3 protein-coding genes are annotated in these 3,308 nt (G+C 51.5%); all 3 read right to left on the bottom strand.

What is annotated here, in order from left to right; all coding sequences use genetic code 11:
* Window positions 1-1,230 (bottom strand): hypothetical protein (locus V6D20_23480; GenBank protein ID HEY9818741.1); only part of this gene is annotated, 1,230 nt, incomplete at its 3' end.
* A 377-nt stretch (window positions 1,231-1,607) separates the two neighbouring features.
* Entirely contained in the window at window positions 1,608-2,420 is an 813-nt protein-coding gene (locus tag V6D20_23475) for a prohibitin family protein (GenBank protein ID HEY9818740.1), read from the bottom strand.
* Between the two features lie 76 nt (window positions 2,421-2,496).
* On the bottom strand, window positions 2,497-3,090 hold the full coding sequence (locus V6D20_23470) for a hypothetical protein (protein ID HEY9818739.1): 594 nt from the start codon (window positions 3,088-3,090) through the stop codon (window positions 2,497-2,499).
* Window positions 3,091-3,308: the final 218 nt, after the last annotated feature.

Genomic DNA, 3,308 nt, shown 5'->3' with positions numbered 1-3,308 from the left:
CACTTCATACTCGATATTGCCATCCTGGTAGAAATACCAGAAAAATCCGTACTCATAGTTGCCGACCGTGGCAATAAACGACACCACCAACCGACGCGATCGCCTTACCTCAGCTTGATTGGTTCGCCAGTCCGTATGCTTCCAGAGAATGCCAAAATCTTCCTCATGCATACAGACGGCATTTTCAATGATCGAGACATCACCGGAGCTGTTGGTAAGATAAGCGTCAAAATAGCGAATCACTCCCAAACAGTCGCAGCCCAAGGTTAGGGAGTTAGCCAACATCCCCACGCCATATTCACCGACGTCAAAGGCATTCTTGCGATAGTGATTGGATGCGGGGGTACTGGGGTCATTGTAGGGCACCACCATTTCCGCCAAGGATGCGCGGTAGAGAATCGATCGCTGCCGTCCTTGATCAGCATAGCTAACATTGTAGAGAACTAATCCTTCCCGAGGTGTGAAGCCGATGCGAAACTGCCACTTTTGCCAAGAGACCTGGTAGCCATCTACGGTAAAACTTGGCCCTTCCGGTTGCACAATGTCCAAAGGTTTTAGGTCATCCCGAAAGTTAGGGATATACTCCCGTGCATAGTTACCTGGATGGGGCGGCAGCGGCACTACACCATAGTCTTCCACCCGGATCACCTCCATCTTGTTGAGGTCTACCATGGGCACGACCCCCTCAATAGGGCGAGCATAGCCGTTATCGTTCGGCTCCGATCGCACCCAGCAGAAGGCACGGGAAAGCCGCAGCCCTTGTTCCTCTTCAATGCCATAGTTCCCTGCCGACCAAGGATCGACCATCACCAAATCCATATTCTCGATGCCGCGCTTTTTCAGCGCCGCGCGAAAGTCTGGGGATGCTTTGACCGCATTTTCACAGGCCAAAAATTCATCCAGCATAATGCAGGGCTGTACATCGGGGATATGGGTCCAAGACAGCACTTCATCCTGGGTGATCGATACGACGGCTTCGTAGGTATAGCCGGTAGCATTATCTAAGATTATGGCAAAGGCCTGGCGATCGCTCGCTTGCCCTGGTGTAAAGGACAAAACCTCCAGCTTAGGCGGCTCTTGAAGAGCTACGCTGACAAAACGATAGGTGCTGCCTAGGGGCGATTGGTGACGCAGGATAGCGATCGCTGCCTGCAGTTCCTCGGGCGAGAGGGGATCTAGGGGATGGGTGGCTGTGGCAATGGAACGAGTGGGACGAGGAGTCGTGGTCATAGTGGGATCGCTAAGTGTAGATACGGAAAAGCGATCGCAGCCTGCCTGAAACTATCAAGCAGCGATCGCCTTCTGCACTGTAAGCTACCCTCTGGTATAACTCTGTGTGAAAGACTACAGAGCTTTTCAGGCCTAGCGTTCACCCTCTAGATTTCCCCTAGAGAGAACCTGAAAGCATCAACAGGATAGAGCCGCACCCACATCACCCATGAGCAGCACTTAGTTGACGGACAAAACCCGAAGATCCTCACCCCAAACCCTTCTCCCTCCAGGAGAAGGGCGAAGATTAGCTGATCATCCAAGGTTGGAAGAGGGCTAGCGTGAGGAGCCGATTCTATAGCTCTCTAATCAGATGTGAGCTAACGAGAGAAAGGGTCTCAACGGGTTGTTTGCAGGGCCCGAGGTTCAATGTTGATGAACGGGATGGCACCATCGCCACCTAGGACTTGAGGAAACTTACCATCCCATTTTTCAATGGCCTGTTTCTGCAGCAACTCTGCGGTTAGGGTTTCTCTCAGCAGTCGCTGCGCCTCCGCCTGTCCTTTAGCGCGGTTAATGGTGGCTTCTGCTTCCTGCTCCGCCTCCCGAGCAATATAGACAGCTCGCTGGGCCCGCTGTTCAGCAATTTGCTTTTCCTCAACTGCCTTGGAAAATTCCGTTGAGAAATTGAGATCCACAACACTGGTATCTAACACAATAATGCCGTACTTGACCAAACGCTGACCCAGCGCTTCATCAAAGTCTTTCTTCAGTTCATCCCGTTTAGTAATAGCTTCTTCTACTGTCCGTCGGGCCGCCGCCACCTTAAAGGATTCCTGCGTTTGCGGTGCAATAATCTTAGCCACAATATTTTGCAGCGTTCCTTGGGTACGACGGATGTTCACCACCTCAATCGGATCAAGGCGGAAGTTGATCGCAAAACTCGCCGATAGTTGCTGTAAGTCTTTCGTGGAGCTTTGGGCCGGTACTTCAAATTTTTGCACCGTTACGTCATATACATCCACACGGGCAATAATGGGTGGCTTGAAGTGGAATCCTTCCAGCAATACCCCATCCCGCGCTTTTCCTAAAATGCTTAACACCCCTGCCTCACCTGGATTGATGATGAAAAAGGAGTTAAGGCTGAAAATGGCCAACAGTCCCACCAACCCAATGGCAATGAGAGACTGTACGCTTGGCTGTTCTTTCATAGTGTTATCCTACGCTCGTCGCTTCTTGACTGTAGCGCAAGGTGTCACCCGTGTCGTCGTTGGATGGTGGGTCTAGTCAGTCCACATAGCGAAATGATTCTAAAATTTGGCGGGCGGTCTCAGGCCGCAGAAGATTGCAATAGCGCCGCATAGTCACTCGGCTAGAAATACGGTAGAATGCGCCATCGCCCTCAATCCAATCGGAAAACAAGATGGGTTCGGGAAAGGGGCCATCTGGATCGCCGGTTTCAGTCCAAAAGATGTGGTAGGTCGGATGGCTAGCATCCTGGACAAAGGTGGGTGGGTCAATGGTCTGCGATCGCTCCGGAACAGGCCCGCCAAATCCTCCTGTACTGGCCTCTACTTCAAAACAAGCTGCGTCGGTACCGCTCAGCTGAGGTTGACGATAGGTAATCAGATAACCATGACCACTGCCGGGGCTGCTGGGATTGGGAGTAAACGCCTCTATATAGTCCACCTGAAAGCCATCAGGAATATAGGTGGGCAAGGCGATGGGAATCTCCGCCTGCCGCAAAATATTGATGTCGTCTATTGTCAGCATGGCTTGGCTAGTTGCCACTGGCGGATGATCTCTATGGGAGGATTCGGGAGCAGCGATCGCCCCTTGATCCGATACATGAAAGAGGCTTAAGGAGAAAGCTGCGAGCATCGTCAGCCGTCTCCATCTTGGCAGCATAGATGTGATCATAGACTTCATTCCTGTCATGACATCAACCGAGTTGCCTAGTCAACAACAGGAAACGTTGTCGTCATTCCAGAAAAATGTACTAAATTGGACGGGATTTTCTCATATCACATCCGGTTAGATAGGCCATGCCTTCAAGGTTGGGGCAGTATGCAGATGTCTGTAGCCCTCATGTCTGGCAT

The sequence above is a fragment of the Candidatus Obscuribacterales bacterium genome (assembly GCA_036703605.1).
Taxonomy (GTDB): Bacteria; Cyanobacteriota; Cyanobacteriia; order RECH01; family RECH01; genus RECH01.
The sequence above is the reverse complement of the archived record's forward strand: the minus strand, read 5'-3'. Positions and strand labels throughout refer to the sequence as shown.